This is a genomic window from Candidatus Eremiobacterota bacterium, from assembly GCA_031082125.1.
Taxonomy (GTDB): Bacteria; Vulcanimicrobiota; CADAWZ01; order CADAWZ01; family Ess09-12; genus Ess09-12.
The window spans coordinates 118,290-142,797 of sequence record JAVHLM010000002.1 but is presented as its reverse complement, the minus strand read 5'-3'; the positions used below and the strand labels follow the sequence as shown (position 1 = coordinate 142,797).

The following is a 24,508-nucleotide window of genomic DNA, read 5'->3' as shown; positions in this document are numbered from 1 at the left end:
CTGCTCACCTTCGCGGGTCCGCTTCCGCCCTGGCGAAGAAATCCTTCACTTCCCCGGGGTGGAAGGCCATGCGGCAGCGGGGAAGGGAGGACATGAACCTCCTCCCATAGGAGCGCGTAGCCACGCGGGGATCAAGAATGGCCACCATCCCTGTATCGGCGGCGCTCCGAATCAGCCTCCCGAACCCCTGCTTGAGCCATATGATTGCCTGGGGCACCTGGTAATGGGTGAAGGGATCGATCTCCCTCTCCTTGAGTGACTCTATCCTGGCCTCCGTGAGGGGATCATCGGGTACCGCGAAGGGAAGCTTGGTGATTATCACGGTCTGGAGGGCCCTTCCCGGTATATCCACGCCCTGCCAGAATGAGTTGGTGCCAAGGAGCACCGCACGCTCCCTCTCACGGAACGCCTCGAGGAGCCTGTAGGGAGGCATTTCTCCCTGCTTCATCAGGGAAAAGCCGGGAAGGGCGTCAAAAAGCCACTGGTAGGTCTCATCCATGTACCGGAAGCTTGTGAAGAGCACAAAAGCCCGCCCCCCTGAGAGGCGGAGCAGGTCGGCAATGCGCTCCCTCCCCTTCTCCTCAAACTGCAGCGTATTCCTCACCGGGTCGGGCAGATCGCGGGCCACATAAAGGAGGGTGCTCCTTCGGAAGTCAAAGGGGGAATCCAGGAGCAGGCCTGCCACCTCGTCGATTCCAAGGCGCTCCTTGATATACTGGAAGGTACCGTCGGTGGAGAGGGTCGCCGAGGTAATGATCACGGGGAGGGATCCGTCAAAGAGAAAGCCCTGGAGCGTGCCGGCCACGTCAACCTTCGAGGAGTGGAGCGACACCCTTCTCGGGCCTCCGCGCTCCTCGACGTCAAGCCAGTACACCCTCCCCGCCTCGCCAAGTTCTATCATGTCGTCAAGCGTCCTTGCCATCTCCCTTGCCCTTTTATTAAGTGCAGCGGCTTCCAGGGAGTCCTCCTCGTTCTGGAGCTCCTCGGAAAGCTTCCCAAGGCCTTTTGCAAGATCCCGCAGCGCCCCGCCTGCCAGGTTCTCCGTCCATTGCGGTGTTTTGAGACGGTACGGAAATTTTGCCCCCCGGTGGAGCCTCAGCACCTCGTCAAAAAAAATGTCGCACTTTACCCTGAGGGCCGTGACGAGCTCCCTGAGCTCCCTGAGCGCCCCGGCGGCGGCAGGAGCCTCCCCCTCGACGCGGGAGAGAAATCCCTTGTGGCCCTTAAGGGGGAAAAGGGTATCCAGCAGGTGCTTGACCTTTGTGGTGGCGATCTCGGTGCCCATATGGCACACGGCCACCTCTTCTACGGTGTGGCCCTCATCAAGGACGACGGCGTCATAGGGAGGCAGAATCCGCTCACCGGCCGCGAGGTGCGAAAAGAGAAGGTGATGGTTCACCACTATCACATGGGTTGCAGAGAGCATCCTCCGGGCTTCCATGAAAAAGCACTGCGGGGCGAAAGGGCAGCGGTTCCTGAAGCAGAGATCCGATTCACGGCTCACCCTGGACCAGAGGGAGAACAGGGGCTCAAAGGGAAGCTCACCCCTGAGGCCCGTGGAGGTCTCCTTCTCCCACGACACCAGGGCCTGCATCTGGCGGCCTTCCTCTCTTGATTCATAAAGGTCCTGAGAGAGGGCCTGGAGAAACCTTCTCCGGCAGAGGTAATTCTGCCCCCCCACGCAGAGGGCGTAGCGGAAAGGGATTCCCAGGGCGCCCTCGAGAAAGGGGAGATCCTTCTCGACAAGCTGGTACTGGAGGGCCCTCGTATAGGTGGAGACCACGACCCTCTTCTTCTGCTCCACTGCCCATACAATGAAAGGTATAAGATAGGCAAAAGACTTCCCCACGCCGGTCCCTGCCTCGACGATCAGGGGGCGCTCATGCCTTATGGCTTCGTCTATTGCCCTGGCCATGGCGGCCTGCTGGGGACGGGCTTCAAAACCGCGGACATGGCGCGAGAGAAGGCCGTGGGCGCCAAAAATATCATCACATTCCATGGAGTAATCCTTTCACAGGAACCCCCTCTCTTTTCATGCCGCTCCCCCCAATTCCTTCTTCCCTCGCCGAACCCTTTGAAAAATACATGACGTCTTGGCACATGCTGAAGGAACGACGGCACTTTTGCGAGAATGTTCCGGGGATCACGGCACATGTTTTAGATAAAATACACAGGGAGGACCATCCCATGAAACAGCACAAAAAACAGGAAGCTCCCGGGCTCCCTGACCTTCCCCGGGCTCTCCAGAAATGGGAATACAAGGTGATGCTCTTCACCGCTGATCTTGAAAGGCACCTTGACGAGCTCGGCGAGAAAGGCTGGGAGCTCGTGGCAATAGAACAGAGAGAGATAACCAGGGAGGGCGCTGCCCCTCCCGCAACCTGGACTGTTTTCAAGCGGCCCGTCTATTGATATCCTGTCATCAGGAAAGGAGACTGCCATGAAGGAACTTGCCGTCATAATTCTTGCCGCGGGGAAAAGCAAGCGCATGAAGACCAGGACTCCGAAAGTGCTCCACCTCCTTGCAGGGAAGCCAGTCATAGATTATGTGCTTGACGCGGTGAAGCCCATGGGAGCATCACAGACCTATATGGTCGTGGGCTACGGCATGGAACAGGTCACGGAGCATATCGGGAAAGAGGTCACCTTCGTGCACCAGGAGCCCCTTCTCGGAACGGGCCACGCCGTGCAGCAGGTGATGCCGCACCTCAAGGATTTCAAGGGAAACGTCCTTGTCCTCTGCGGCGACATGCCCCTCATCTCAAACGAGATACTGGCCAATTTTCTCGCTTCCCATCTCGAAGATGGCGCTCCCCTCTCCCTTCTCACCGCCAGAGTGCCCTGGGAAACCGATTTCGGGCGCATCGTCCGCGATGATAAGGAAGCCATCGAGAAGATCGTGGAATACAGGGATGCCACCCCTTACGAGCGCTCTCTCAACGAGGTGAACCTCTCCATCTACCTTTTTGACGCGGACCACCTCAGGAAAGTCCTTCCCCGCATTGGCCTGCCTAACGTGCAGAAGGAGCTTTACCTCACCGACACCGTGTACCTCACTAGAACAGAGGGACTCGCCGTCCATGGCCATCTCTGCCCCGATCCCGAGGCCTCGCGGGGGATAAACTCCCGGATAGACCTCCAGGCCATCTACCAGGTGATGAGAAGAAGGACCATGGAGCGCCTCATGCTCGAGGGCGTCACCATTATCGATCCCTTGTCGTGCCATATCGACAGCACCGTGAAAATCGGGACGGACACCGTGATTTACCCCTACACCATCCTGGAGGGGAACACCGTCATCGGCGAGGAATGCCACATCGGGCCTTCCACGAGGGTGAGCGGCGCCACAATAGCCTCAAGGGTGACCATCATGCACTCCATCGTGATGGAGTCAACAATCGACGAGGAGACTCAGGTGGGACCCTTTGCCTATATAAGGCCCGACAATGTCATCGGGAAAAAGGTGAAGATCGGGGACTTCGTGGAGCTGAAGAAATCCGTCATCGGCAAGGGCACCAAGGTTCCCCACCTCTCCTACGTGGGAGACGCCACCCTCGGCGAAGGCGTCAACATAGGTGCGGGGACCATCACGTGCAATTATGACGGGGTGAGAAAGAATCCCACCTTCATTGAGGACGGGGCCCACATAGGCTCCAACACCAATCTGGTGGCGCCCGTAAGAGTGGGAAAGCACGCCGTGACGGGAGCCGGGGCCGTCGTGACAAAAGATGTGCCCGATTACGGCCTCGCCGTGGGCATCCCCGCGGTAATCAAAAAAATTATAGACCATTAAGCATGAGAGAGGATTCCTGGCCTCGAGGGAGAATCTCTTTTCAATTTCCCTTGCAAACCATTTCCTCATACGATATAATAGGGTGACCTGCTGGCGGGGGAAGGAAGAGTCTCACACCCATACCTTTTGAGTGACTTCTTGACTTTTGCCGAGAGGGAGGTTACCATGAGAGGGCTTATCGAAAAGGCGGGAGAGCCGGACGCAAGACAGACAGGGAGAAATCTTACGATGCTCCAGGAAGAAAAGAAGCTTCTCAACATCGCCGAAAAAGAGGAACGGGATGAATATTCCCTCGTGGGGAGCAACGTGAATATTTTCACGGGAAACTCCCACCCTCAGCTTGCCTATGACATATGCCAGTATCTCCAGCTTCCCCTCAGCAAGGCTCTCGTCACCACTTTCACCAACGGCGAGACGCGGGTAAAAATCAACGAGAACGTGAGAGGCAAGGATGTCTATATTGTGCAGCCCACGTGCGGCAACGTGAATGACAGCCTCATGGAGCTCCTGCTTATGATCGACGCCGTCAAGAGGGCATCAGCCAAGACATTGACCGCAGTGGTGCCTTATTATGGTTACGCCAAGCAGGAGAAGAAGACGTCAGGGAGGGAGCCCATCTCTGCAAAGCTCGTGGCCAACCTCATCTGCGTCGCCGGCGTTGACAGGGTCATCACCATAGACCTTCATGCCGCCGCCATCCAGGGCTTCTTTGACATCCCCGTTGACAACCTCATGTTTCTTCCCATCCTTGTAAACTATTACAAGAAGAGGAATTTCTTCAACGGCGACTTCGTCATCGTGTCGCCCGACGCGGGAGGCGTGGCCCGCGCGAGGACTTTTGCCGACAAACTCCAGGCATCGCTTGCCATCATCTTCAAGAGGAGGCTCAAGCCCGATCAGGCCGAGGCCATCGACCTTGTAGGCGATGTGAGGGGAAAGACCGCCATCATTATTGACGACATGATCTCCACGGGAGGCACCATGATAGAAGGTGTCAAAACCCTGAAGAAACACGGGATCAAGAAGGTCTATGCCTGCGCCACCCATCCCCTTCTCGCGGGGAATGCCATCAAGGACATTGAGAGCTCCGACATTGAAGAGGTCGTCGTGGCCGACACGATCCCCATACCCCCTGATGCGCAGCGTGGCAAGTTTACCGCCCTTTCGGTGGCTCCCCTTCTGGGTGAGACCATCAGAAGGATTTTTTATAATCTCTCAGTAAGCAAGCTCTTTGACTAGAGGAGGACCCAATGAAACAAGTACTGCTTGAAGCAAGACTTCGAGAAAAAACCGGCAAGGAATACTGCAAGAAAATCAGGAGAACAGGATATATCCCTGCGGTGCTCTATGGGAAGGAAACCTCTCCTGTCGCGCTTGAGATCCCGGACAAGGAGTTCAGGAAGATGGTGGCAATCGGAGCGGGCTACAACGCCCTCGTTGAGCTGAAAATAGCGGGAAATGGCGGAAACACCCATCTGTCAATGATATCGGAAGTGCAGAGGGACCCCCTGGGCATCAGGATTTTCCATGTGGACTTCCACAAGATTTCCCTCGATACCAAGGTGACGGCCACCATCCCCCTCCACTTTGAAGGCGATCCCAAGGGAGCCAAGAAGGGCGGCGTCATGGAGCATGTGCTCTGGAACGTCGAGATCGAGACCCTGCCTCTCAACATACCGCAGAATATTGTCATTGATGTCTCCCACCTTGACATAGGCGACGAATTCACCATCAAGGATATCCCGAAGGATGAAAATATCACTATCACCAACGATCCCGGGGAGATTGTGGCAGTAGTCCATGCACCGCGCGCTGAGGAGACTCCCGAAGGGGAGGTCCCGGCTGCAGCGGTGGCGGCCCCGGCAGGATCGGCTTCCCAGCCCGAGGTCATCAAGAAGGGCAAGGAAGAGAAAGAGAAGGGAAAATAATCACCGGGATACCACGGCATACCTGACACATCATAATAACCAGCAGATCCCTGGTTATTATGTGTCAGTAGAGGAAAGCAGACATTCAATGAACCAGCATGGTCTTGCAAGCCTCAGCAGAGGGGCAAGAGTCCTTGGGGCTTTTGGCTTTGTCCTGTTTATCCTTTACTCGCTTTTCATCACCTTTTCCAGCTACCTTTCCGGCGACCAGGAGGCCTTTCTTTTTTTCCCTTCTCAGGTGAACCCGGGGCTTTCCTATGAGGGAAGGGTCGCCGTAAGAGAGCACTCCGGCAACAGGCCCATCGAGAATGCCTCAGTCTCTCTCGTGCTCCAGACAAAATTTAAAAAAAAAATAGCCTCTGCCGAGGGAAGAACGGACTCCAGAGGGCTTGCGACTATGACCTTCACCGTGCCCCAGGATGTAGCGGAAAATGAGCTCACCTTTGCGGCGGTAATCCGCTCTCCCCAGGGAACCAGCAGTTTTCATAAAGAGATCCCCGTCACGGTTCCCGTTGCCGTGGAAGTATTTACCGACAAGGACTCTTACCGGCCAGGAGAGCGGATTTTTATACAGGCGGCGCTCCATGACTCCTCTACATGGAAGCCCCTCGCATCCCGCCCTGCAGAGATCACCGTGCTGAATCCCAAGGGCACAAGGGTGGCCCTCATCAAGAGAGTCGCCTCGCAATGCGGCATTGTGCACTGCGTGTTCACCCTTGCGGATTCCACGATCATGGGCACCTATACCATCAAAGTTTCCGCTCAACCCGCGGAAGGTGTGGCTTCCGTCATCGTGGGATCCTTCCCCGAATGCGCCACCATGGCCACAATCACCACCGACCGCCCCTTCTACCTTCCCGGGGAACAGGTAAAGGGTGTCGTGGAGGTCACCACCGCGCCCGGTATCCCCGAAGGGGGAAGAGACGTGGTCTTGAAGTGCGGAATGGAATCGGAGAAAACCCACATCCCCCTGAGTGAGCTCCAGGGAGTCACCGGTTCTTCAGGCTCTTTTCCCTTCAGCATCACGCTCCCGAAGCGCATCGCTCCCGAAGGCCTGGGAAGCGCCATGGGAGCTCTTGTGCTGAGCTGCTCCTTCACCGATCCCCAGGGCAGGAGGGGATCAGTGCAGCGCAGGATTCCCCTCGGCGAGAAACCCTGCGCCGTCACCTTTATTCCTGAATCGGGATTCCTGGTGCCGGGCCTCAGAAACAGGCTCTTCATCGTCTGCTATTCCCCCGACGGCGCGCCGGTGAAAGCAAGGCTCACCGTAAAGCTGGCTCACGGAACAGAGAGACTCACCACCGATTCATCGGGTATCGCCGTGATAAGCTATGATCCCATTGAAGAGGCCGGCACCATCACGGAAGTGAGAGTCGAAGACAGCAGGGGAACCACCATCGAAGTGCCCTTTGACTCTTCATCTCCCGCGGCATCCCATACCTTTACCCTTTCACCGGATCGCGTCGTGCTCCGTGCCGGGGAAAAGGTGCCGGTCCATGTGCAGGCTCTTGACAAAGAAGGCACAATCTTTCTGGACCTCACAAGCGGCGGCAACCTGGAGCGGAGCGCCACCATGTGGGTGAAAAACGGGAAAGCCTCGTGCGACCTGGCCATCCCTCATCACCTGAGAGGGATAGCCACTATTGAAGCCACCCGGATTGATTCTGAAGGCGCCATTGAGAAGGCTGGCCAGACAATCTTCATCGTCCCCTCCCAGCCGCTCAGGGTTGACCTTGAGCCCGACACGGAATCCTCTTACCCGGGGGAACGGGCAAGCGTCAAGGTGAGGCTCAGCACCAGGGAAGGCAGGCCGCTGTATGGCGCCCTCACCATGCTCCTCAAGAATCAGAGGGACGGACGGCCTTCCGCCCTTCCCTTCAGGATACCCCAGAGCTTCGGTCCCATGGCCCTTGCAGACGAGGTGGCACAGGCCACGGCCCAGGGCACCGGGGCCCTCTCCAGCGAGTCCCTCCAGAAAAAGGCCCGCGTGGTCTTTTCACTATGCACCACCCAGGATAACGGAATTCAAAGGGAAAACCTTCTTCAGAACACGCTCCGGTCAAATTATGACAGGAAAATCCGTTATTTCTCGGTACTTTTCACCGCCGTGGTGAGGCTCATGCTCATTTTCCTCGTGGCCTGCACCCTGGCAATCCTGGTGCTCACCTATCTCCATGGCCTCGATAAAGCAAAAGGCACCGGCCAGTGCCTTGTCCTCAGGGAGAACTACGAGATCACCGGCATCATCATCTTCATAGTGGGGTTCTATCTTCTCCTCCTTGCTCCCGCACTCTTCGCGAGCGCGCTCCTCTTCTTTTCGGGAACAGACTTTGTAAGCCTCCACAGGAACTCTCTATTCCAGCTCTTCATGGCAATGGAGATATTCCTCATGTTCATATACCTGATGACGCTGAAGAGAGACTCCCGCTTCGAGTCCGTGCGGAACCTTGCCACACTGAAGCACATTGTCCATCTCATGGAGTGGTACACCGGGACCCTCATCATCTCCATCTCACTCCTTTTCATATGCTCTCTCAGGCAATGGAACGCCGCAGCCGTCCTTCAGGACAACGCCCCCTTCATCCTCTGCGCCCTTCTCACCATCTTTGCCATGCCCTTCCTGCTCCTTTTCACTACGCTCTCCCATCTCGCACGACCCAGGAAATCCAGAGCCCGCTCCCTGGCCTGGCACGGGAGCGCCCTTATCGTCATAGGTGCAGCTTTTGCCGCCCTGTATCTCATCTTTGCCCATTCAGACAGCATTGTGAAGGGTCACAGGGCAAGCCTTGCCATGGCAGGCAAGGCCATGAAGCCTTCCGGGCAGGGAGAGGAAGGGAGAAAAACCCCGGAGGCGATGAAAACCGCAGAACCTCCTGAGACCGTCACCCCATGCGGCATTACTTTTGCCTGCAGTCCTGAAGTGCCCACCGACAGGTATGGAAACGCAAATTTCTCTTTCTTCCTGCCTGAAGCCCCGGGGAATCTCACCATCCAGGCGCGGGGCTATACGCGGCAGGGGCAGCAGGGCAGCGCTTCCAGGGAGATTGCCCTCACAAGGGAGTTCTTCATTGATGCCCCGGTGCCGCCTTTCCTTACCTGCGGCGACAGGATCTCACTCCCTGTAACCTTTACCAACTGCACCACGAGGCCTCTCCGCCTCTTTCTCGAGCTCGCCGCGGGAGGAGGGCTTGAGCTCACCGGGACTCTGCCTTATAAGACAGTGCTTGACGGCGGAGAAAAAAGGCAGATCATGATGGAATTCCTGGCAGCCCGGCAGGGCCAGCAGAGCTTCTCCCTCACGGCGCGTTCCGGCTCCAGCGCCCAGACCCTCAGAAAGACCATAGAGGTCCTCAATCCAGGTGCAAGGGAATATCTCACCAGGAGCGGGTGGCTCAAGGGTGACCTCCATGCCACCCTTGAGATCCCCGATAAGGCCATGGCGCACACCATGCAGGGCTCCCTTTCAATTTTTCCGGGAAACAGAGCCCTCATCGAGAGGGCCTCAATGGTTCTCGGGAGCCTCCCGTCGGAGAGCTGTGACGAGGTGAGGGCATCGGCCTCAACGAGATACCTTCTGCTCAGGCACCTTGCCCGGATCGGGGAAAAACAGGACCGTACGCTCTGCGATGACGAGCTCTCAGTGGGATATCAGAAGCTCCTCACCTTTGAGCGCGAAGGAGGAGGCTTCGCCCTTTTCAGGGAGTCGCCTCCGTCTGTGTGGCTTTCTGCCCAGATTCTGTCGGATCTTGTCGATATCTCTGAATTCCATGCCATTGACGATGAACTCCGTGAGAGGACCTGCCGATGGCTCATCTCTTCCCAGAAACCTGACGGCTCATGGGAGAACAATCCCTCCACATCGGCACTTGTCATCATGGCACTCGCGAAGGCAGGAAAGGGAAAGCATGGCAAGGTCCAGAGGGGGCTGCGCCACCTGAAGGCCGACCTGAGAAAGAATGCCGATCCCCTTACCCTTGCCCTTTTCGCCATGGCACTCACCGCTGCCGAGGGCACACTCCCCGTGGATATCGCCGAGCGCCTTTACCGACAGGCCCAGAGATCCGGCAATGCCTGCTATTGGAGCACCAGTATCGGCACGCTCTCAACGCTGCCGGGCATCCATGCCGACATAGAAACAACAGCTCTCTGCACCCGGGTGCTCATGGCCCAGGGAACGCACCCTGAAAGCTCTGCGGGAGCCCTCGCCTTCCTCGCGCAGGCCCGGGACCCCGAAGGTACGTGGCATTCCGCCTCCGCGACAGTCGAGGCATTGAAGACCTTTCTTGCCGGCGAGCCTTCCGGCAGGGCGGGTACCAGGGTGAAAGCCTCGGTGCTTTTCAACGGCCATATCCTGAAGAACATGGCCATGACGAGCCAGGCAGGCGGCGGCAGCGAGGAGATCCTGGACTTCTCCGAGGGCATTCTTTACGGGAAAAACGACCTCCATGTCATTGCAAGGAATACGGGAGGAGCCCTCTACGAGGTCTCGGCAAGCTATTCCAGGGACGCCGGGAACAAAAGCCCCGCGGGGCTCAAGCTCTCTCTCAGGGCCGACAAAGGCCTTGTCTCTCCCGGCAGCAGCGTCGAGGAGAAAATTACTCTCTCCAACAGAGGAAAGAGCGACATTCCCCTCGTAGTCATAAGGCTGCCCATCCCCCCCGGCTTTTCCCTGCTCCCCAGCGGGGTGGAGCAGATGAAGCGCACCGGGAAAATAGAGGCCTCAGTGGCAACACCGGGATACCTCTATCTCTATATCAGCGCCATAAAAAAGGGCACCTCCCTTACCTTCCCGCTCAGCCTCAAGGCTCTCTACCCTGTGGAAATCACCACGCAGGCCGCCTATGCCTATGAGTACAAGGATCCCTGGCGGGGAGCAAGCGCTCCCGGCATCAGGCTCACCGTGCGCTGAGGAATCCCCGCCGGGAGGCACAAAGGAAGAAGAATACCCCAGGAAGAATAGAGATATCGGAGGAACAATGAGCGAACAGGGCCGGAGCGATAAAAAAGCAAAAGAAAGCGATCCCTTCACGCTTTCAGAGTTTGAGAACCTCGCGCGCATCATCAAATACCTGGGCGAAAGCGTTCCTGCGAAGGTAAAGTTTGAAGGAGACGGCTTCTCTCTTCTTGACGACCTTGTCATTGACAGGCATCTCTCCCTCCAGGGCATCTTTACCGAGCCGTACCGCATAACAAATGCCGCCGCAATTCTCACGATAAAAAAAGGGAGCTTTTCCAGGGGAAAGGAGCTTGTGACCAGCAGGATAGCCACCGAGCTCGCGGGCTCCTTCACGCTCGAAAAAGATGATGCCGGCGAGGAGGGACTCCCGGAAAGCCTTGCCTGCGAGCTCGCCATGGCCACCACTTACGTCGAGAGAACTGAAGACAGGCTTCTGTCCAAAGGGAAGGTCTTCATAGAAAAAACATTTCACCATACCTCAAAGCTCACCCAGGGAGAAAAGGCCTCCACTACAATTTCGCGGGGGTACCGCAAGGTGAACCTCCATACAGGATATGTCATGGAAGAGAAGTATGACTTTTAAAAGTCTGCTTGGAGCCATCTTTATCTTGCTCTGCCTTCTGCTTCACTCTGCCTGGGCCACGGCGGAAGATCCCCGGGACTTCACAAGAAAGACTCTGAAAACCATTCTCTCGGGAGACCTGGAGGGAGGAGCCGCCTTCCTCGCCTCAATGAAGGCGGCCCATGGCAGTGAGGCTCCCTGGCTTCCCTACTTTAAGCTCCTGGAAGGCCAGGCGGCGGCATCGGAGGGGAAATCACCGGAAGGAGCATGGGATGAGGCCCTCGCCTTGTTCAGGAGCAGCAATGACGCATGGGGAGTGGGGGTCACGCTGCTGAGAAGGGGATCGTGGAGGAAGGAAAAACAGCAGAACAGCGAGGCAGAAAAAGACCTTGAGGAGAGCGGGAGGCTTCTTAAGGCAGAGAAGGAGCATCTCTATGCCGGCGCGGCGGAATTCCAGTACGCACTCCTGTGCCGCGCATCAGGCAGAGCCGCCGATGCTGACAAAGCCATGGAATCGGCCATTTTATCATTCCAGCGTGCAGGCGATACAATGAAAGAGGGGGCCGCCTGCCTCACGTGGAGCTCTTCTCTTTTTTTAGAGGGAAAGTATGAAAAAGCCCTCACTACGGCGGAAAAGGCCGCAGAGCTTCTGGGAAAAACGGATAACACTCACTTTTATGGGCTGGCCCTTGTTCAGCTTTCAAATACCCTCGCGATGCTCGGCAGGGAGGAGGAAGGGCTCGCCCCCCTGGAAAAGGCGCTGCTCCTCCCCCTTGACAAGGAGACGGAGGCCCAGGTCCTCGAGACGAAAGGCGAGACTCTTTTTTCGCTCGGCCGTGGCACGCAAGCCCTGGGAGCTTATGAAAAGGCGCTTGCGGCCTGCGAGAAGAACGGAGAGAAAAAAGCCGGGCTGCATCTCAAGAGGGCCACGATTCTCCACACCCTGGGAAAAGTGAAGGAAGCCCTTCAGGAGGCGGCAGAGGCCCGGGCCATCTATGCCTCCTCAGGGAACAGGCCCGGGGAAGCAAAGGCCCTTCTCATGGCCGGCGACATCGCCTTTGAGAGGTGCCAGGCGGAACAAGGCTTCCAGGATTACGAGAAAGCCCTCCGGCTTGCCGCTGAAAGCGGTGACAGGGCTCTTGAGGCAAAGATACAGGCCTATACGGGCGTGCAATGGTATTTCCTGGGAGATTACCAGAAGGCGGTGGCGCCCCTTCTCAAAGCCTGCGCCTATTATGATGCGGCAAAGAATCCAGCCCTGGTGTCTGAAGCCTGCTATGCCCTTGTTTCACTGGGAAATCTCTTCGCCGCGACGGGCGACGGAGCCCGCGGAGAAGAAGCATTGAAAGCAGCCCTGGCGCTCAGCACTGCCCTTAATTATCGCGAGGGAGTCCTGAGCGCCCTAGAAAGCCTTGCCACGCTGGCCATGGCGAGGGGTGACGCCCCCGGCGCCGAGAAAATTTTCAAGCAGGCCCTCGAAAAAGCTCAATCCGGGGGGCTCCGGCTGCGCCTCCCCCTTTTAGAAACAGCGCTTGGGGGATGCTGCGAGCACATGTCCCGGATAGAAGAGGCAAAGGCCCATTATGAGGCATCGCTCTCCCTCAACAGGAGCCTGGGCTACAGGAAAGGCGAGGCTTCCGACCTGGTGAACATTGGCTTCATGGCCTACTGGCACCGGGGCGACATGGACGCCGCCGAGAAGGAGTACCGGAAGGCCCTCGCCATTTACGAGGAGCTTGATGATCCCCGCGGGATAGTGATGGTGCTCCAGTTCATCGGCGACCTTTACAAGAACCGCGGCCATTCCCCCGAAGCCCTTGCGTACTACCGGAAAGCCCTTGACCTCGCTGAAGAAAAGGGCCTGGAAAGAGAAAGGGGAGTTGCGCAGTACACAATAGGCTATTACCTTCTCATACTGGGGGATCCTGAAAAAGGCTTCTCCCTCATGGAAGAGGCTGCCCGCTTTTTTGCCAGCCGGGGCCTTGTGGGCGACGCCGCCCAGGCATCGCTCAATCTCGCCGATATAATCCTTCTCAACCTGGGAAATGCCGCGAAGGCAAGAAAACACCTTTCATCGGCCCGGGCCCTGTTCGAAAAGACCGGAGACCGCGAGGGCCTCTGGCAGTGCCGCCTCACCGAGGCGAAGATCCTCGGGGAAGAAAATGAATTTGAGGAATCGGCGCTCGAGTTCCACCGCCTTTATCAAGAAGCAAGAAAGGCAGGGAACCTCCGCCTTATCGTGACGTACCTCATGACCCTGCTCTCCATGAGCTCGGGTACCGACATGCTAAGTCCCGAGCTGTTGCTCGGCTATGCCAGTGAGGCTCTTGCCCTGAGCGAGCAGGCAGGTGAGGTGAAAATCAATATCCTGCTCTCGCTGGCTGTGGCAGGAAAGCTTACAAGCCTCTGGCAGTACGACATGGCCTATCTTGACAAGGCTCAGGCCCTGCTGGAGAAAGCCTCAAAAGAGGCAGAGCGCCTGAGAAACCCGGAACTCTCCGGGGACATACTTATCGGGCTCGCCGATCTCGCCTTTGAACGGGAAGACCTGGAAGATGCGGAGAAAAAGCTCCTCCATGCGGAGAAACTTGTGGTTAATGCTCCGAACCTCTCGGTGAAAATCAACGAAAGGCTCCTCCGTGTATATTGCAGGAACAAAGACAGGCAAAAGGCCGGGGAGATCGTCAACACACTCCGGAACCTGAGCGCCAGCCAGTCAAATATCCGCCAGAAGAGCGAGATTCTCAAAAATATCATCTTATATTACTCTGCAGTCGAGGACTACGACTCCATAGCCCCGTTACTCAGGGAAAAGAGCGCCTTTGACAGGCTCCACTACAGGGTGTTCGAGCAGGTGCCCAATCTCAGTGATCAGGGACTTCTCGCAGAAAAGGAAGGAGACAGGAAAGCCCAGAAGCTCCCGGACGAAGCGGAGAAATGCTACCAGAAAGCTCTTGATTATTATGACGAGGCTATCAAGCTCTCTGAAAAGCTTCTCGGAACCATCAAGAGCGAGGCAAAGCTTCTGGAGCTCTCAGAATCCTTACAGTCCCCCTACGGAGGGACCATAAGGATTCTCCTCAGGAAAAATGAAAAAGAGAAGGCTTTCGGCCTCAGTGAAAGAGACCGGGCGAGGGCTTTTCTGCAGACCGTGGGCAGGAGCTTCTGGCCTGCGCCTTCGGGGGGAAAGGTCCGGGAAAAGATGGTGTCACTCATGGAAGGGATGAGAGAATATGAGGGGCTCCTGAATGCTCTTTCAAAGCCTCCGGGGGAAGCCATGGCCGGCATTTCTCCCGTGCTTCCAGGCGCTGAAGTGGCCTTCGCCCCCACAGGGGCTCCCGAAACCAAAAGAAGCGCCTCCTTCGCGGGCAGATCTTCCATCCTGGCGCCTCCCGAAGTCCCCAAGTCCTATATCGACCAGTACTACGCGAAATACCAGGAAGCCCTCGCGATTCTTAATATGGAAAACCAGCGACTCTATCACACCAAGGCTGTCAAGCCCGCCTCCCTGGCGGCGATTCAGGAGGACCTCGATGACGATACCGTGATGCTTGCCTACTACGTGGAGGCCCGGGAGACCTTTCTCTTCATAATCACCCGCCATGGGATGGAAGCAAAGGTCATCGGGAAAAACCATGGAGACCTCCGGTCTCTCACCAATGACGCGAAAAGCCTTATAAGGCGCGACGCCGAAAAAAAGCTCCCCGAAAGCTCCGCCATGGTCAAGAAGAAGCTCTCCGAGCTCCATGCACTTCTCATCGCCCCGGCAGAGCCGTTCTTCGAGAAAGCAAAAAGACTGGTGATAGTGCCCCACCGCTTTCTCAACAATCTCCCTTTTTCGGCCCTTCTGGACCGCAGCGGGAAGCCCCTTGTCATGGACCGCACCATTGTCACGCTTCCCTCGGCATCGGTCCTTGTGGAGATAAGAAAAAGGCCGGGAGCGCCGCCAGGGTCGGCACACCTGGTAGCCTTCGCCCTGGGGAATGAAAAGGTGGGCTCGATGAGCCCTCTTCCCGCAACAAAGCTTGAGGTGGAGAAGCTGGGAGCTCTTTTCCCGTCAGCCTCCCTGAAAGAAGAGAAGGAGTTCACGAGGGATTCCGTGAGGGAATATGCACCGGGAGCCTCCTATCTTCATTTTGCCACCCATGGGGTGCTTAATGAGCGCAATCCACTCCTCTCGGGCATAGCCACCTGCGACGGAGTAATGAACCTGAACGATCTGGGCTCGATAAATCTCGGGCACTGCCGCCTTGCCACGCTCTCGGCCTGCGAGACGGCCCTGGGAAGAATCACCTCCGGTGACGATATGATAGGCATATCAAGGACCCTTATCTACTGCGGGGCTCCTACTGTCCTGGCCTCGCTCTGGAGCGTCGCCGACGAATCAACGGCAAAGCTCATGGGGTACTTCTACGAGGCCCTCGCCAGGAGCACAGGAAAAGACGAGGCACTCAGGGAGGCCCAGGTGAGGCTCATCAAAGAATATCCCCTCCCCTTCCACTGGGCTCCCTTCATCATGATAGGAGACTGGAAGTAACGCTACTCCCGGGAAGGGGGAAGGTCGAGAAGGTAGCCCTCCTTGACCCGGGAGAGAGCCCTCATGATGTTGGTTTTCACGTTCCTGTTCCTGTGCCGGAGGCCCCCTATGATCTCCTTCATCTTCGCCCTCTTGGAGACCTGCCCGTAGGGGCAGGGGGGGAGATCGGGGTAGCCGGCTATTGAGGCGACAGCTTTCAGGGCGCTCTCTTCCACGTAGGCAAAGGGGCGGATTATATGGATCTTCCCGTCAAAAAGGGCCCTGTTGGGCGCCATCGTGCTTATCTCGCCGTTAAAGAAAAGATTCAGCAGGACTGTCTCGACGATATCATCCATGTGGTGGGCCAGGGCAATCTTGTTGAAGCCCAGGCGGGAGGCCGCGACGAAAAGATGTTCCCTTCGGCGGCGGGCGCACCAGTAGCATCGGCTCCTTTTTGAGGGTACTACGGGCTTCGCCTGCTCCACTATGCAGTCAAGGCCCTCTCTTTCGAGATAGCCAAGCACCTTTTCGGTCTCTTCCTTCATTTCTTCCATTGCCACGTGGATGGCCTTCACCTGGAAGGCAAAAGGCGCCACGTCGCGCCACCTTGTGAGAATCCTGAGGAGTGTGAGGCTGTCCTTGCCTCCCGATATGCCTACAAGAACCCTGTCGCCCTGGGCCAGCATGCGATAGTCAAAGATGGCCTTTCCCATCTTCTTGGAGATATAATACTCCCTCGTTGCGAGGTCCATAGAGCCCCCTTCCCATTCTCCCATAATACCACACGGCAGGAGCGCTTTTCCTGCCCGCGATTTTTTTTCAGGCAGGGAAGGATTTGTGATGATGAAAAGGAATTAAAGAAATACTCCCGGGGCGGGATCCCCGGGCATGTTTCATTTCAGGGGGACGGGGTATGGCACAGTTCTTCAAAACCAAGGACCTGGGCATTATCCTTGAAGAGTCGGAAAACCAGGAATTCAAGCTCAAGAAGGCCCTTGGCGCAGTCGATCTCATCGCCCTCGGCGTGGGCGCCATCATAGGCGCAGGGATCTTTGCCACCATAGGCTCGGCAATAGCAGGCGGTGCGGCCCACAAGGGAGCAGGACCTGCCATCATGCTCTCCTTCGTGCTCACTGCCATAGCCTGCGCCTTCACGGCCCTCTGCTACGCTGAGTTTGCCTCCCTCATCCCCATTGCGGGAAGCGCCTATACTTACTCCTATGCCACCCTGGGAGAGATAGTGGCCTGGATCATCGGGTGGGATCTCATCATTGAATATGCCGTGGGAAATATCGCCGTAGCCATCTCCTGGTCAGACTATTTTGTACAGTTCCTCAAGGGGCTCGGTATCAATGTCCCTGTATGGCTCTGTACGAATTACCGTGACGCCTTTTCCGCGCCCGGGGTGCTGGAAAGCGCTCCCCATATCGGCTCTTTCCCCGTCATCTTCAACCTTCCCGCCGTGGCCATCGTGGCACTCATCACCCTTGTGCTGGTCATAGGCATCAAGGAATCGTCATTCATGAACAACATCTTCGTGGGCCTCAAGCTCCTTATCCTCGCGTTCTTCATCATTGCAGGGATCAAGTTCATCAAGCCCGAGAACTGGAGCCCCTTCATGCCCAACGGGTGGCAGGGAGTCTTCAGCGGCGCCGCCCTTATCTTCTTCGCCTATATCGGCTTTGACGCCGTCTCCACGACCGCCGAGGAGGCCAAGAACCCCGCGCGGGACCTCCCCATCGGCATGATAGGCTCCCTCATAATATGCACCGTTATCTATATCGCCATCGCCGCCGTGCTCACGGGAATGACTCCTTACTCTGAGCTCGGTACGGGCGATCCCCTCGCAAGGGCCTTCAGCCTTATAGGGGTGAACTGGGCGGCGGGGATAATATCCTTCGGGGCTATCGTATCGATGGCGGCGGTGCTGCTTGTGTTCCAGCTCGGGCAGCCGCGCATCTTCTTCTCGATGTCGCGCGACGGACTCCTTCCCGCATGGTTCTCCCATGTACACCCCCGCTTCAAGACGCCCCATGTGACCACGATCCTCACCGGCGTCTTCGTGGCCTTCTTTGCCGCCTTCGCCAACATCAACGAGGTGGTGGAGCTCTGCAACATCGGCACCCTTTTCGCCTTTGTGCTTGTCTGCATAGGCGTCATCATCATGCGCCGCCGGGACCCGGATCGCCACCGCCCCTTCAAGTGCCCCGCCGTGCCCCTGGTGCCTCTCCTGGGCATTGCCTGCTGCGCTTTCCTGATGATAAAGCTTCCGCTCCTCACATGGATAAGGTTCCTTTACTGGCTCATCATTGGCCTTTTCATCTATTTTCTCTACGGCGCGGCCCACAGCCGCCTCAGGAAGGAAAAGGTCACCTTCACAGAATCGCTGAGATCGACGATGCCTTTCCTTATCCCCACCATCATAAGCTTCCTGCTCATCACGTGGTATATCGTCATATTCCTGGGACCGGCGATGAAGGTCCATGACAGGATAATTGCCGTTATGAACAGCCCTGAGGCGACTACCGCCATCAGGAGCTACATTGGGCGGGAATACAGGGACTACAATGCTGACGTGGAGCGCTACATGGGCTATATCAAGGCCAACGGGGGGAATGCACTTCCCCTTATCAAGAAGCCTCTCCCCGGGCTTGACAGGGCCGACTTTCTCATGGCAATCCCGGGAAGCGAGAAGCGGCTGCTGATGAAGCTTGAGCTTACCCCCATGGGATGGAAGATAACCGAAATCAAGGAAATGGAAAAAGAATAAGCACAAAACTTTACCGGAGGTGGTCACCCTGTTTCACAACGCGTTCAAAGTAAAATCCGTGGAGAGAATCCTCAGGGAATCAGAGCAAGGCGAGAACAAGCTCAAGAAGGTCCTTGGCCCTGTTGATCTGATGGCCCTGGGAATAGGCGCCATCATCGGCGCCGGCATATTTGTCATCACCGGCACGGCGGCCGCAGGCGGCGCAAGCCATATCGGCGCAGGACCCGCCATCGTCATCTCCTTCATCATCACGGGGATTGCCTGCGGCTTCGCCGCCCTCTGTTACGCGGAGTTCTCATCGCTCATCCCCATCGCGGGAAGCGCTTATACTTATTCCTACGCCACCCTGGGCGAGCTCGTGGCCTGGATCATCGGCTGGGACCTCGTGCTGGAATACATGGTGGGCTCATCAACGGTGGCCATCGGCTGGTCAGGCTACTTCAAGTCTTTTCTTGATGGCTTCGGCATCAGGCTCCCCTCATGGATCACCACCGATATCATGACGGTGGTGGAAGCCCTCAAACATCCCGAAAAGTATATCTCCAAATTCAGCGAAGCCTTTCCCGACCTCGCGAGAACCCTCACGGACATCATCCATAATCCCGCGGTGGCGAACAAGACCCAGGCCATGGCTGATGCCATAGGAGCCGTGCCCGATATCTCCACATCACCGATTCTCATCAAGTTCAACAGCCTTCTCATCACGGCCCTTCAAGCTCCCCATATAGGGAACCTGCCGGTATGCATCAACCTTCCGGCATTCCTGATCATCGCCCTGGTGACAACGCTCCTGGTGGTGGGAATCTCTGAGAGCGCCAAGGTCAACAGCTTTATCGTGGCCCTCAAGCTCATCATCCTGGCGGTCTTCATCATTGTAGGGATTCGCCACATCAACCCGCAGAACTGGGTTCCCTTCATGCCCAATGGTATCGCGGGCATCCAGACAGGGGCGGCGATGATCTTCTTTGCCTATATCGGGTTTGATGCGGTCTCGACGACGGCTGAAGAGGCAAAAAACCCGGGGCGGGACCTTCCCATAGGAATCATAGGCTCCCTTATCGTATGCACCATCCTCTACGTGATTGTGGCCGGCGTGATGACGGGCATCTGCCCCTGGAACCTGCTGGGCACCTCGGAGCCCGTGGCCACGGCCCTCAAGTATGTCGGCGAGACGTTCCTCGCCTCCCACATCATCTCAGTGGGAGCCGTGGTGGCCCTTATCGCCGTGCTGATTGTGATGCAGCTCGGCCAGCCGCGGATCTTCTTTTCGATGTCCCGCGACGGCTTTGTGCCCAAGTGGCTCTCCGTGGTGCACCCGCGCTTCAAGACGCCTTACCGCACCACCATCATCTCGGGCATCGTCGTGGCCCTCTGCGCCACGGTCCTTAACATCAACGAGGTAGCCGAGCTCTGCAACATCGGCACGCTCTTCGCCTTCGTATTGGTCTGCGCCGGCGTCATCATCCTCCGCTACAGGTCGCCGGACCTTCACAGGCCCTTCAAGACCCCCCTGGTGCCCCTGGTGCCCCTGCTGGGCATTGCCACCTGCGTCTACCTTATGTGCGGCCTCCCGCTTATCACATGGATCCGCTTTGTATCATGGCTTGTCATCGGCCTTGTGGTGTATTTCTTCTATGGAAGGCACCACACCAGGTATGAAGACATCGGAGAATGAATGGTCGCAGAGGCACCGCTTCAGCAACGAGAGGAGGTTCATGCAATGCCCCATGTGAAAAAGGTGATTCTCTATAAGCACGGCGTGGGATACTTCGAGAAAAGAATGACCATCAGGGACAAGGCCGCCGTGGACCTCTCCTTCAAGACCAGGGAGATGAACGACGTCCTGAAGTCCCTCACCATCATGGACCTGGGCGGCGGCATAGTCTCATCGGTGAGCTACGACTCCACGACGCCGACGGAAAAGCTCCTTGAGGATATCTCGATAAGGATCCCCGAGGAGCGGAGCCTCACTTCGCTGCTGTCCCAGATAAAGGGGGCCCGCATAGAGCTCCACGTCGGAAAGGAGATCCTCCAGGGCGCCGTCGTGGGCCTCGATCCCCTCACCAGGAAGGAGCAGGATACCATCATCGAGACGCAGCGCCTCACCATCCTCAACGACAGGGGAGAGATGACCAGCTTCCCCCTCGAGGAGATAAAAAGCATCAGGATCGCCGACGAGAGCATCAACAGGGACCTGGAGTTCTACCTGAAGACCATCATCTTCAAGCAGAAGAAGGACCTCAAGAAGCTCACCATCTTCACCTCTGGCGAAGGCGAGCGGGAGCTCCTCGTGAGCTACGTGCTGGAGTCGCCTGTCTGGAAGACCACCTACCGCGTGGTCCTCGGAGCGGGGAAAAAGCCCCTCATCCAGGGCTGGGCTGTCGTGGACAACACGCAGGACGAGGACTGGGATGAGATTGCCCTCTCCCTTGTCTCGGGCCTCCCTGTCTCCTTTGTCCACGATCTCTACCACCCCCGCTTCAAGCGGAGACCCGTTGTGGAGGTGCGGGACGAGGCGGGCGTCGCCCCTCCCTCCTTCGAGGAGGGCTTCGCCGAGCCGGCCCCCAGTGCTCCCATGGAAATGGACATGGAAGAAGCCGCCATAATGCCAAGAAAGAGGGAGATGAAAGCGAAGGGCGACCAGGCGATGCTCTTCGCCGGCGGCGCGCCGGGAGCGCCGGCCCCCGCCAGGGCGCAGATGGCAAGCTCCGTGGAGGTGAAGACCATCACCGCGAAAGTGGGCGATTTCTTCGAGTACCGAATTGCACACCCCGTGACCATCAAGAGAAACCAGTCGGCCCTGGTCCCCATCATCCACGGCCACTTCAAGGGTGAGAAAATCCTGGTCTACAACGAGCGGAACAGAGCCCACAATCCCATGACATGCCTTGAAATGACCAACGACACGGGACTTACCCTCGAGGGCGGACCCGTGACCGTCTATGAGCAGGACACCTATATGGGCGAGTCGATGCTCGATTTCACCAAGCCCGACGAGAAAAAGTTCATTCCCTACGCCGTGGATCTGGGCTGCCATATAGAAAAAATGGAGTTTTTCAATGACGAGCCCGTGTTTCTCGTCAATATCGCCGGCGGCGTGATGAACACCCACTACTACCGGAAAAGGGAGAAGATCTACAAGATCAAGTACAAGAGCGCCGAGGCAGTGAAGCTCATCATAGAGCATCCCCGCGAGGTGGACTGGGAGCTTGTGGACACTCCGGCGCCCATAGAGACGACGCAGAGCTTTTACCGCTTCCTCATGGACCTTCCCGCCGCCGGTGAATATACCTTCCCGGTCAAGGACAAGAGAATCTTCTGGACCACCTATAACCTGATGAACCTAAGCAATGACGCCATCATGTACTTCCTCTCGCAGAAGTTCTACGACAGTGACACCGCCGAGGAGATACAGAGGCTCAACGGCCTGCAGATCAAAAAGCAGGATATGGAGCGGGAGATTGCTCTCAGGCGCGCCGAGCTCCAGAGCATCTTCAATGACCAGGAGCGCCTGCGGAACAATATCCAGTCCCTCTCCTCCTCGAGAGAGGAGACGGCGCTCAGGGAGCGGCTCATAGGCAAGATGACGGAGCAGGAGAACCTCATCGAGACCCTGGAGCGGACCATAAAGTCTCTCCAGGAGGATATCGAAAAGGCACAGAAGGAGATAAACCAGTTCCTGGTGACGCTCCAGCGCGAAATCAAGGTGGAAGAGCAGCACCCCCGCTGAAACAAGGGCATAGAGGGGCTTACGGGACCATGATCATACCGGGAAACAGAACAAGGGCAAGGGCCCTCGCCACCATGGGAGCAGTCATTGCCACCGCGTGCATCTTTCTCTCGCTTTATCTTCAGGCACTGGGAGCCCCTGCCTTATTCGCTCATGGCCTCTTCGGCCTTGCCCTCGTGATCTTCCTCGTCGCCGCGATGGCAGGGCGGATGGGCAAGGCCGGCGCCCTTTCAGTCACTTCAGAGGGCATTACCATTCCCGCCGGTTTGAGGCCCCTGCTGCTGAAATGGCAGATTATCGAAAAAATCGACATGTTCGAGCACTCGGGAAAGCGCTACCTGGGTTTTGCCCTCTCAGGAACCGAAGGCCTCAGGAAAGCGATGCAGGGGCTTGCCGCCCTCAACCACGAAGAGACCGGCTACCATTTCTGCTTCCCCCCGCAGCTCTTTGAAGCTCCTCTCGAAGAGATTCATGGAAGGCTCAGCGCGCTTCTCTCCGACAGCGAGGCACGCAAAGGCCTCAGCGGCGGGGAGGGCACCCTTCAGAGCCACCCGCAAGAAGGAAATTGCCATGGGGGGAGATAATTACCTTACCATAAAGAAAGGCCACGCACAAAGAGGTGAACCAATGAAAAAGACGTCGCTTGCACTGCTCCTGCTCATCCTGACAGCCCTTCCCCTCTTCGCAGAGGAACCTCAAATTCCTGTCATCAACGAGATCACGCCTTCGAAGGCAAAGGCCGGCGAACAGATCATGATCAAGGGAAGCAACTTCCACAAGGAGAAGGAAAAGAACATCGTGCGCTTTGGAAACATCGTGGCCGAGATCAAGAAGGCCTGGCCCGATATGCTCGTCGTGACCGTGCCTGAAGGCGCCAAGGTCTGCGGCGTCACCGTCGATGTCCTGGGTTTGAGGAGCAAGGAATACAAATTCTACGTGATTCCCTACATCGAGTTCGGCCTTGCCGACAAGAACCTCAACGCGGGCCAGAAGACCAAGGGGATCATCAGGGTCGTCGGCTCCAAAAAGCCCTGGAAGATAATGGTGAAGAACAAATACTACGAGATCATCGACCTCCCGGGAGGCGCGGAGCAGACGGTGATAACCTCGGGCGGCGATGACAACAAGGTGGAAATCGACATCGTGGCGAAGAAAAAGGGGAATTTCAGCCTCATGTGCAAGAAGCTCGAGGAACTCGAGGAGGGAGCGCAGGGTATCGCGAAAGCCACGGCCACGCCCTCGGCAAGCGAGGCGCCAAAGCCGTCTCCGAAAGTGGTCACTCCTCCCATTATCCCTGTCCCGCCCCCCCCCAGGGAGAGCCCCTCCCCCTCGCCTTATACCGTGAGAACACCGACGGCAATGCCTTCAGTGAAGGCCTCCACAACGGTGCCCCCTCCCACTCCGGCGCCATCGCCCTCTCCTTCCATGGCAAGCCCGCTTGCGGCGGCCTCGGCCACTCCCGTCAAGGTCCTTCCTCCGCCAACACCTGAAGAGACGCGCACCAAAGCGATTCCCATCCCGCCGGCGCCAAAGGAGACCTTTACGGCGAAACCTACGCCCGAAACGCCCACAGAGAGCCCCTCACCCGGGGAGATCTCTGCTCGGCCATCCTTGCCCAGGCCTGAAATAACTTCCAAAGTGACTCCCTCATCTCTGCCGCACCCTTCGGAGACACCAAAGACGGTCCTTTCTCCCAGGAGCACGGCAGCACCCAAGGCAAGCCCTGACAAAAAAGTCACGGCCAAGCCAGCCGACAAGAACGCCCTTCTCGCTTATATCACCACCCTCAAGGGGAAGCTCGCCACCCTCAGGGACAAACTTCAGAAAGTGCAGACTTCTCTCGAGAACAAGAAAGAGACGTATGGACTCAAGAAGGGCAAGGATGACCTGAGAAACCAGGATGCCATAAGGAGCCTCAACGAGCGCGGGAAAAAGGTGGCAAAAAAGCTCACCGAGCTTGATGCCGACCTCACGGAGCTGGAGAAAAACCCCCAGGATAATGCCGACAAGATTGAAGCAGGAAAAAAACAGTATGACAAGCTGAAAGCGGAGCAGAGAAACATCAGAACCTGGAAGAAGCACATGGCGGCGCGCATGTCAAAGGACACGGCGGCGCTCTACCGGGAAGTGAAAACCCTCAAGGGGCAGCGTGACTCACTCCAGAAGCAGATAAAAAAGCTGCAGGATGAATATGACGGCAAGTTGAAATCATTACTGAAGAGCTCATAGCTCCCCGAGTATCCCATAAAGAG

General features: G+C 57.1%; 14 protein-coding genes. 12 read left to right on the top strand and 2 right to left on the bottom strand.

Annotation, left to right across the window (positions count from 1 at the left end):
• Positions 1–4: 4 nt before the first annotated feature.
• A complete protein-coding gene (locus tag RDV48_03010) occupies positions 5–1,999 on the bottom strand; it encodes a helicase C-terminal domain-containing protein (GenBank protein ID MDQ7821745.1) in 1,995 nt (664 codons plus the stop codon).
• 188 nt (positions 2,000–2,187) lie between these two features.
• Here RDV48_03010 and RDV48_03005 point away from each other — a divergent pair, with 188 nt between their 5' ends.
• The 7 genes from RDV48_03005 to RDV48_02975 all read left to right on the top strand — a co-directional run bounded on the left by RDV48_03005 (position 2,188) and on the right by RDV48_02975 (position 15,777).
• Complete coding sequence (locus tag RDV48_03005) at positions 2,188–2,412, top strand: DUF4177 domain-containing protein (protein MDQ7821744.1); 225 nt, start codon at positions 2,188–2,190, stop codon at positions 2,410–2,412.
• A 28-nt stretch (positions 2,413–2,440) separates the two neighbouring features.
• Positions 2,441–3,793, top strand: coding sequence for a bifunctional UDP-N-acetylglucosamine diphosphorylase/glucosamine-1-phosphate N-acetyltransferase GlmU (gene glmU, locus RDV48_03000; protein ID MDQ7821743.1), 1,353 nt, complete (start codon positions 2,441–2,443; stop codon positions 3,791–3,793).
• A gap of 294 nt (positions 3,794–4,087) precedes the next feature.
• Positions 4,088–5,032 carry a ribose-phosphate pyrophosphokinase gene (locus RDV48_02995; GenBank protein MDQ7821742.1) on the top strand — a complete coding sequence of 315 codons (945 nt, stop codon included), beginning with the start codon at positions 4,088–4,090 and terminating at the stop codon, positions 5,030–5,032.
• 11 nt (positions 5,033–5,043) lie between these two features.
• Positions 5,044–5,721, top strand: a complete 678-nt coding sequence (locus tag RDV48_02990) for a 50S ribosomal protein L25 (protein ID MDQ7821741.1) — start codon at positions 5,044–5,046, stop codon at positions 5,719–5,721.
• Between the two features lie 88 nt (positions 5,722–5,809).
• Positions 5,810–10,630: an MG2 domain-containing protein gene (locus RDV48_02985; protein MDQ7821740.1), complete on the top strand. Its 4,821-nt coding sequence runs from the start codon at positions 5,810–5,812 to the stop codon at positions 10,628–10,630.
• Positions 10,631–10,697: 67 nt separating this feature from the next.
• The gene (locus RDV48_02980; protein ID MDQ7821739.1) at positions 10,698–11,261 is read left to right on the top strand and encodes a hypothetical protein; all 564 of its coding nucleotides are present in this window, start codon (positions 10,698–10,700) and stop codon (positions 11,259–11,261) included.
• Positions 11,251–15,777: a CHAT domain-containing protein gene (locus RDV48_02975; GenBank protein ID MDQ7821738.1), complete on the top strand. Its 4,527-nt coding sequence runs from the start codon at positions 11,251–11,253 to the stop codon at positions 15,775–15,777. Before RDV48_02980 ends, RDV48_02975 begins: the two co-directional genes overlap by 11 nt.
• A 2-nt stretch (positions 15,778–15,779) precedes the next feature.
• On the opposite strand, the gene RDV48_02970 is transcribed toward RDV48_02975, so the two are convergent.
• On the bottom strand, positions 15,780–16,508 hold the full coding sequence (locus RDV48_02970; protein MDQ7821737.1) for an ATP-binding protein: 729 nt from the start codon (positions 16,506–16,508) through the stop codon (positions 15,780–15,782).
• Between the two features lie 161 nt (positions 16,509–16,669).
• On the opposite strand from RDV48_02970, the gene RDV48_02965 reads away from it, so the two are divergent.
• Genes RDV48_02965 through RDV48_02945 form a run of 5 tightly spaced genes read left to right on the top strand, consistent with a single transcriptional unit; the run spans position 16,670 to position 24,485 of the window.
• Positions 16,670–18,526, top strand: a complete 1,857-nt coding sequence (locus tag RDV48_02965; protein ID MDQ7821736.1) for an amino acid permease — start codon at positions 16,670–16,672, stop codon at positions 18,524–18,526.
• A gap of 58 nt (positions 18,527–18,584) precedes the next feature.
• Positions 18,585–20,201, top strand: coding sequence for an amino acid permease (locus tag RDV48_02960; protein ID MDQ7821735.1), 1,617 nt, complete (start codon positions 18,585–18,587; stop codon positions 20,199–20,201).
• 45 nt (positions 20,202–20,246) lie between these two features.
• Positions 20,247–22,256: a hypothetical protein gene (locus tag RDV48_02955; protein MDQ7821734.1), complete on the top strand. Its 2,010-nt coding sequence runs from the start codon at positions 20,247–20,249 to the stop codon at positions 22,254–22,256.
• Positions 22,257–22,285: 29 nt separating this feature from the next.
• Positions 22,286–22,840, top strand: a complete 555-nt coding sequence (locus tag RDV48_02950; GenBank protein MDQ7821733.1) for a hypothetical protein — start codon at positions 22,286–22,288, stop codon at positions 22,838–22,840.
• Between the two features lie 43 nt (positions 22,841–22,883).
• Entirely contained in the window at positions 22,884–24,485 is a 1,602-nt protein-coding gene (locus tag RDV48_02945) for an IPT/TIG domain-containing protein (GenBank protein ID MDQ7821732.1), read from the top strand.
• The last annotated feature ends 23 nt before the right edge of the window (positions 24,486–24,508 follow it).

What these genes read in the sequence shown, in the direction of transcription:
- RDV48_03010 (MDQ7821745.1), bottom strand. Translation starts at nt 1,999, where the DNA reads ATGGAATGTGATGATATTTTTGGCGCCCACGGCCTTCTCTCGCGCCAT.
- RDV48_03005 (MDQ7821744.1), top strand. Translation starts at nt 2,188, where the DNA reads ATGAAACAGCACAAAAAACAGGAAGCTCCCGGGCTCCCTGACCTTCCC.
- glmU (MDQ7821743.1), top strand. Translation starts at nt 2,441, where the DNA reads ATGAAGGAACTTGCCGTCATAATTCTTGCCGCGGGGAAAAGCAAGCGC.
- RDV48_02990 (MDQ7821741.1), top strand. Translation starts at nt 5,044, where the DNA reads ATGAAACAAGTACTGCTTGAAGCAAGACTTCGAGAAAAAACCGGCAAG.
- RDV48_02985 (MDQ7821740.1), top strand. Translation starts at nt 5,810, where the DNA reads ATGAACCAGCATGGTCTTGCAAGCCTCAGCAGAGGGGCAAGAGTCCTT.
- RDV48_02980 (MDQ7821739.1), top strand. Translation starts at nt 10,698, where the DNA reads ATGAGCGAACAGGGCCGGAGCGATAAAAAAGCAAAAGAAAGCGATCCC.
- RDV48_02975 (MDQ7821738.1), top strand. Translation starts at nt 11,251, where the DNA reads ATGACTTTTAAAAGTCTGCTTGGAGCCATCTTTATCTTGCTCTGCCTT.
- RDV48_02970 (MDQ7821737.1), bottom strand. Translation starts at nt 16,508, where the DNA reads ATGGACCTCGCAACGAGGGAGTATTATATCTCCAAGAAGATGGGAAAG.
- RDV48_02965 (MDQ7821736.1), top strand. Translation starts at nt 16,670, where the DNA reads ATGGCACAGTTCTTCAAAACCAAGGACCTGGGCATTATCCTTGAAGAG.
- RDV48_02955 (MDQ7821734.1), top strand. Translation starts at nt 20,247, where the DNA reads ATGCCCCATGTGAAAAAGGTGATTCTCTATAAGCACGGCGTGGGATAC.
- RDV48_02950 (MDQ7821733.1), top strand. Translation starts at nt 22,286, where the DNA reads ATGATCATACCGGGAAACAGAACAAGGGCAAGGGCCCTCGCCACCATG.
- RDV48_02945 (MDQ7821732.1), top strand. Translation starts at nt 22,884, where the DNA reads ATGAAAAAGACGTCGCTTGCACTGCTCCTGCTCATCCTGACAGCCCTT.